We start from the raw sequence: 6940 nt of genomic DNA, 5'->3' as shown, positions 1-6940 counted from the left end.
TGATCAGTTTGAAGAATTATATTCAAAGCCTGAATTATATGAGGTATTTGAAAAAGCTAAGTCTCTACTATTAAATGCTGCAGCAATAAGAATGAGCTTCTGTTTAGGATTTGCTTGGAAAAGTGATAGTACTACTCATAGTGAGCATCCTGCGTACTTTTTTTGGCATCAGCTCGCTGACTATAGAGTTACAAGGAAGCTAGCTCCGTTTTCTGATAGGGAATCAAATGCTGTAATTAATCTTTTTGAAAAAGAAATAAACGAAAAACTGCACCATGATTTACGACATAACCTTGTTACAAGTAGTCAAGGATACCCATGGTTATTGAAAAAATTATGTATTCATTTATATGAGAAGATTGAAAATGGTATTAATCAAATAGATTTACTTGAGAATAAGCTGGATGTTGCCAGTCTTTTCAAAGAAGATATGGAGTCACTTGATCCAGCTGAATCCAGCTGTCTAAGAGTCATAGCACAACGTGCACCAGTAGATTGGTTTGAAATTATTGAAATTTCTAGTCCAGATACTTTGAAATCATTAATTGATAGAAGGTTGGTAATAAGGAGTGGAGATAGATTAAATATTTATTGGGACATTTTTCGTGAATATATACTAACTGGTTCTGTTCCTGTTATACCGTTGCGATATCTTCCATCTACTGATTTTTCATCTATATATAAAGTTCTCAAGCACCTTGATCACACAACTCAATTCTCCGTACAAGAACTAGTTTCAAAAGTTAATTTGTCTGAAGGTACTATTCAAAATATCGGTTCAGATATGATTATGTTTGGTGTGGCTACTAGAGACAGTGGATTTTACTTACTGAGTGAAGAAATTAAGACTTGTAGTGAAATAGAAATTTTAAAAGCTATACGTGAAAAATTTTCTAAACATGCTTTTACTTATGCAATTAAAGATATAGCATCGCACTCTGTTGCAAGTATTGGATCGCTTATTGACGTTTTAAAACAACTCTATCCTGATAATAAGTATGCAGACAAGACATGGCGTACATATACGGTAAGGCTTTGCCGATGGTTAGAGCTGTGTGGCTTTATTGAGCAATTTGGTAATGGCTGGTTATTTAGGGACAAAGGTGAAGTTATTACCGAAGGAGTCAATTCAGAACGTAAACGAAGAAGAAGTAAAATATTTACTGCTCCTACGTCTCCTGCACTTGCATTAGAAACACTCAATTGGTTAATTGAAAAAGGCAGTGTTGGGCAAAACGAACCTAAACCTAAAGGTTATAAAAATGCACTTTCAATCTTAAGTCGGTTCGAACTTATATTCATGGATAATAAAAGATATTTTGTTGACGAAGTGAAATTACAGAAATTTTCAGAGAGAAGAGAGGCTCTTTGGATAAGCGCTAATACAGAAGAGGTACTTTTAGATATAGTAAAACTACTTGAACTGAATCATCAGTTATCAGGCAAAGAGATTGGAGATTTTATTGCTGAAAAACATGAATTCAGCTGGAGTGATGGATCGAAAATTAGGTATGGTGGGGCAATGCGACAATGGGCATCATGGTTATATGAAGGTAAAAATAGCAATGAAATCCCAGAGTGTCCAGGTCGAATCTAATTAAACTAAAATCTTACTTATCTATAAATTACTAATTTTTTCTTGATTTTTAGATAAGTAAGATGCCATTTTAATAAAACATTCAGTAGATTAGACGTATATTTCATATTCAGTCTGATTGAGACCATATTTTTTTAAAACAACTCACCCATCTCCACGTCTTCCTCAAAATCAAACCCTAGCTGCTCATCTTTGCGCTGTCTCATTTGTTCTATACGCAGTTTACGTTTCGCGATAAGCTTTAATACTTCGCGTTGCTGTTCTGTGGTCATATCATGCCATAATTGGCGCTCGATCCGACTGCGCAGGCAACCAAAGCAATAGCCTTTTTTATTGCTTTGACAAAGACCAATACATGGATTGGCAATCTCGAACAGCTCAAACTGTTGGTTCATGGCTACTCCATCGCTATTATTATCATTCCTTTGACCTATATAAAACTACGATGACAACATTATTATGTCGCAAATACTGACTAATAGTGTGCCGTTTTATTGTTATTATTTTTGTTTAGCGGGTGCTATGCTTGGCTTTGATAGCTTATATAAGATAATCATAACAAAATTAACAAGGGAGATGATACGTGAACCTGATTTATATCCATGGACTGGACAGTGATGCCAACTCTACCAAAGGGGTGCTGCTAGAAAAATACTGCCAGCGTCATCATCCTAATATCAATGTATTACGCCCTGATTTGAATAAATCGCCTGCGCAAGTGTGTGAGAAATTGCTGTCTTTAATAAAAAATCTAAATAATAGTGACAGTCAAAATGCTGTAAATAAGCACTCTGCATTATCAAATACGGTATTGGTCGGTAGCTCATTAGGTGGTTATTTTTCTACAGTTATAAGCAATCAAACAGGCTGTGCTGCTTTATTGTTAAATCCAAGTACGCAGCCATATATCACCTTACAGCGTTTTTCTGATACCTCGATATCAAAGCAAGATGACGGTGATGAGCGGTCTCGTCGCAAGGTTTTATATGCGACAGCGGGTGGTTGGGATATTACCCATTCGGATTTGCAATGGTTTGCAGAACACCAGCTATCAGCAGTCAATTATCCTAATAAAATGGCGGTGCTGCTTAAAGAAGGTGATGAGCTTTTGAATGCTGAGTTGGCTAATGCTTTTTATCAAGAGCAAGGAGTATCGGTAACGGTACAAGCGGGTGGGGATCATCGCTTTAGTGACTTCGGTGAGCAATTACCGATGGTTATACATCTGCTACAGAATTTAATACAGGGCTAAACAGACGACATTATATGACGTGAGCGATGGACTATTAACCTTAACGTCGCTATTTTTCGTTATAATGGTTTAATAGAATTAAACGCACATGAATAGTTAAGGATGCATTTGTGAGTCAATATAATGCGCAATCGTTAGAAGTTTTGGAAGGGCTTGAGCCAGTACGCCGTCGCCCAGGTATGTATACCGATACCACGCGCCCGAACCATCTGGCGCAAGAGGTCATTGATAATTCGGTTGATGAGGCATTGGCGGGTTATGCTAAAACCATCAAAGTGCAACTGCACAGTGATGGCTCGTTGTCTGTCGAAGATGATGGGCGAGGTATGCCGACGGATATTCATCCTGAATTTAACCAATCAGGTATCGAGCTGATTTTGACCCGCTTACACGCAGGTGGGAAGTTTTCGACCTCCAATTATGAGGTGTCAGGTGGTCTGCATGGGGTGGGTATCTCTGTCGTCAATGCACTATCCACGCGCGTTGAAGTGACGGTATGGCGTGATAGCACACAGTTTGACATGGCATTTGAAAACGGCGCACCAGTGACGCCGTTGACCGAAGCGGTCAGCTCAAACAAACGCAAACGTGGTACTAGAGTGCATTTTTGGGCAGATGGTAGTTTTTTTGATACGCCAAAATTTAATGTTAAGCAGCTCAAGCACAATTTAAAAGCCAAGGCGGTTTTGGCAGCTGGATTGACGATTGAATTCACCGATGACATTAATGATGAAAAGGTGGTGTGGAAGTTTACGGATGGGGTAGTCGAGTATTTAAGCGAGCAGTTAGATGGGCTTGAGACCTTACCTGAAGCACCTTTCTATTATAACTATGAGGCAAAAAGTGGCGAGCGAGCTGGTATTACGTTTGCACTGTCTTGGTTGCCTGATGGTGGGACGCCGATTCAAGAAAGCTATGTAAACCTGATTCCGACAGCTCAAGGTGGTACGCACGTCAATGGTTTGCGCACGGGTATCTTAGAGGCATTGCGCGAGTTTTGTGACATTCATAATTTGCTGCCGCGCAGTGTGAAGTTGACCGCAGAAGATGTGTGGGATGGCGTGAACTATATCCTGTCTCTTAAGTTTTCTGAGCCACAGTTCTCTGGTCAAACCAAAGAACGTTTATCTAGTCGTGAGGCTGCTGGAGCGGTACAGACATTGGCAAAAGACGCCTTTAGTCTGTGGTTAAATCAAAATGCGGATATGGGTACGCAAATTGCTGAACTTGCGATCAATAAAGCAGGCCGTCGTCTAAAGTCTGCCAAAAAAGTCGCTCGGAAGAAAATCACTCAGGGGCCAGCATTGCCTGGTAAATTGGCAGATTGCCGAGGTGATCTGCGTGATGGCGCTGAGCTGTTCTTAGTAGAGGGAGACTCTGCTGGTGGTAGTGCCAAGCAAGCACGAGACCGTCATTATCAAGCGATATTACCGCTGCGTGGTAAAATTCTAAATACATGGGAAGTGTCATCAGATACGGTACTATCAAGCCAAGAGATTCATGATATCGCCATCGCCATCGGTGTCGATCCTGCCTCGGATGATTTGTCTGAGCTGCGTTACGACAAGATATGTATCTTAGCGGATGCGGATTCTGATGGTTTGCACATTGCGACGCTGATCTGTGCTTTGTTTGTGAAACATTTCCCTGCACTGGTGGATGCCGGTCACTTGTTTGTGGCCATGCCGCCATTGTATCGAGTGGATGTGGGCAAAGAGGTGCACTATGCGTTGGACGAGCCAGAGCTTGCCCATATCTTGGCCAAGGTGCCTGGTAATAAAAAACCTCAAATCACGCGCTTTAAAGGGCTTGGTGAAATGAGTGCAGAGCAGCTGCGCGAGACCACGATGAGCCGTGATACGCGTCGCTTAGTACAGTTAGATATGGATGACATGGTACTGACTAACAGTGTGATGGATATGCTGCTGGCTAAAAAGCGTGCTGCTGATCGCAAGTCTTGGCTTGAAAGTAAGGGTGACTTGGCTGATATATCTTAATTGGCTTTAAAGGGTTGTTTGCTATTATTTTATTCATCGATAAATAGGTATTTATTGATATGAATTTATCAATGTGTGAGCTGATCAGCAATAAAAGCCTATAAAATCTAATTTAGTCGCATAAACTTAATGTTATTATATAGATATCTTTTATTATATGGTGCCGTCATGACATCAAAGTTTTTTAATCGCTTTAAAAAGGCTATTTCTCAGTCTGCACGCTCCAAGGTGCTCCCAAAGCTTAGTAAAAAGCATTTGGGTCAAAAGATTCCTAAGCGTGGCAATAAGTTTGCGCCTGTTATCGCATCAGCGCTATTAAAGGCGGCAGGCTGGCGTACGGTTGGGGAAATTCCGAATATTTCGCAGGCAGTGGTGCTCGCTCTGCCGCATACTTCTAATGTAGACGGCATTTATGCTATCCCAAGTTTATTTGCCTTGGATGTTAGGATCAGCATTATGGGCAAGCACACTTTGTTTAAAGTGCCCGTATTTGCGCAATTATTAAATTGGGTAGGGGTTGTGCCGATCGATCGTGATAACAAAGGCTCAGTATTACAAGCCAGTATCGACAAGTTCAAAACAGGTGAGCCATTGTTTTTGGGGCTGTCACCAGAAGGGACGCGAGAATATACTGAAGCTTGGAAAACAGGGTTTTATTATTTGGCATTGGGCGCTGAGGTGCCAATTTTGCCAGTCGCTATGGATTATAAAACCAAAGAGATACGTTTTATGTCACTGGTCCACCCGACTGGTGATATCGAAGCGGATTTACCAAAGATTTATGCCCAGTATAAAGGGGTAATTCCAAGGCATCCTGAGCGTTTATCGCAGCCGTTACAAGACATCAATAATGCTGCTGAATAAGGATTTGTCATAGACATGCCATTTTAAGCCCACTAGATGTGTCAATGTGTCAATGTGCTAATGAGTGAGGCGCTCTATGTCCTTATATAGTCAAATCCATATAAATCCGTTACCTTGTCATCCTCGCTAAGCATACTAATGTATAACTTGCACTCGGTTGCCTGGTATCGAAATTATTTGAATTCAACTATCATTAAGAAGCCTCTGATATTAAGTTATCAGGGGCTTTTTAATGATAGAGCGTGCCCTCAATCTGAACCTTACGCTGTAAATGGGCTAAAAATTAGGCTGTCCATTAGAAGCGCTGACACCGCCATCGACAGGCAGATTTACACCAGTAATCATCGAAGCATCATCGCTCGCCAAAAAAGTAATCGCGGCGGCGATATCGTCTGGTGTTGCCAAACGTCCAAGCGGACATCGCGCCAAGAACTTATCCGTTTTGGATTCATTGTCTTGAATAGCAGTCGTCATATTGGTTTTGGTCACGCTTGGATTGACGGCATTGACACGGACGCCATCAGAACCATGATCTAATGCCAATGTGCGAGTCAAATTGGTCACACCCGCTTTAGCCGCATTGTAAGCGGCCATATTCCAATCGCCACCCACCCCTGAAAGCGATGAAATATTAACGATGTTACCTTTTGACGCGATCAAATGTGGCATGGCTGCCTGTGAGACATAGAACGTCCCATTTAGATTGACATCGATGGCGGAGCGCCAGTCTTCAGCGGACAGATCTGTTATTTTGCCTTGTGTCGCTTTGCCAGCATTGTTTACCAAAATATCAATTTTTTCAAACTTATCGACGGCGCGCTCGATCATTTCTTGTACTTGGCTTTGCACACTAATGTCGCACGTAATAATGAGATAGTTATCGGTATGAATCCAAGTGCGATCTTGCGGTAATTCTTTAGCAGTCTCTTCTAGCGTTTGTGCCGTACGTCCTACTAACACGACATTTGCGCCTTCTTCAGCAAAGCGGATGGCAGTGGCGCGACCGATACCAGAGCCTGCACCCGTTACAATGACGGTTTTTTCTTTAAAACGCTTCATAATGCTCAATCCTTGTTATTATATAATAATCATTAAAAATTTGATGAATATCAAACCTGCCCTAACCAAGCACAAATTTGTAGTTTACAAAATTGCACGCAAGCAATACAGCTTCGATATCATCATAGCAAGTGATCGCTTTGAAAGCGACTGTCTCTGATAAGGCTTATG

Annotated in this window: 5 protein-coding genes and 1 pseudogene; 4 read left to right on the top strand and 2 right to left on the bottom strand. The window is 41.3% G+C overall.

Translation table 11 applies throughout. The features are described 5' to 3' along the window. Positions 1–1597: pseudogene (locus tag QL982_RS10220) on the top strand (restriction endonuclease); the annotation flags it as partial. 134 nt (positions 1598–1731) lie between these two features. On the opposite strand, the gene QL982_RS10215 reads toward QL982_RS10220, so the two are convergent. Further along, positions 1732–1992, bottom strand: a complete 261-nt coding sequence (locus tag QL982_RS10215; RefSeq protein ID WP_290163851.1) for a DUF1289 domain-containing protein — start codon at positions 1990–1992, stop codon at positions 1732–1734. A gap of 188 nt (positions 1993–2180) precedes the next feature. Here QL982_RS10215 and QL982_RS10210 point away from each other — a divergent pair, with 188 nt between their 5' ends. The 3 genes from QL982_RS10210 (at position 2181) to QL982_RS10200 (ending at position 5710) form a co-directional block, all read left to right on the top strand. Further along, positions 2181–2849 carry a YqiA/YcfP family alpha/beta fold hydrolase gene (locus tag QL982_RS10210; RefSeq protein ID WP_290163853.1) on the top strand — a complete coding sequence of 223 codons (669 nt, stop codon included), beginning with the start codon at positions 2181–2183 and terminating at the stop codon, positions 2847–2849. Between the two features lie 110 nt (positions 2850–2959). Continuing rightward, a complete protein-coding gene (gene parE / locus QL982_RS10205; protein WP_290163855.1) occupies positions 2960–4846 on the top strand; it encodes a DNA topoisomerase IV subunit B in 1887 nt (628 codons plus the stop codon). Positions 4847–5014: 168 nt separating this feature from the next. Next, positions 5015–5710 (top strand): lysophospholipid acyltransferase family protein, encoded by a 696-nt coding sequence (locus QL982_RS10200; protein WP_290163857.1) that lies wholly within the window; start codon positions 5015–5017, stop codon positions 5708–5710. A 276-nt stretch (positions 5711–5986) separates the two neighbouring features. On the opposite strand, the gene QL982_RS10195 is transcribed toward QL982_RS10200, so the two are convergent. Next, positions 5987–6769, bottom strand: a complete 783-nt coding sequence (locus tag QL982_RS10195; protein ID WP_290163858.1) for an SDR family oxidoreductase — start codon at positions 6767–6769, stop codon at positions 5987–5989. Between the last annotated feature and the right edge of the window lie 171 nt (positions 6770–6940).

This window comes from Psychrobacter sp. 5A.1 (assembly GCF_030407455.1).
In the GTDB taxonomy this organism is placed as follows: Bacteria; Pseudomonadota; Gammaproteobacteria; order Pseudomonadales; family Moraxellaceae; genus Psychrobacter.
This window is presented reverse-complemented; position numbering and strand designations above follow the sequence as displayed.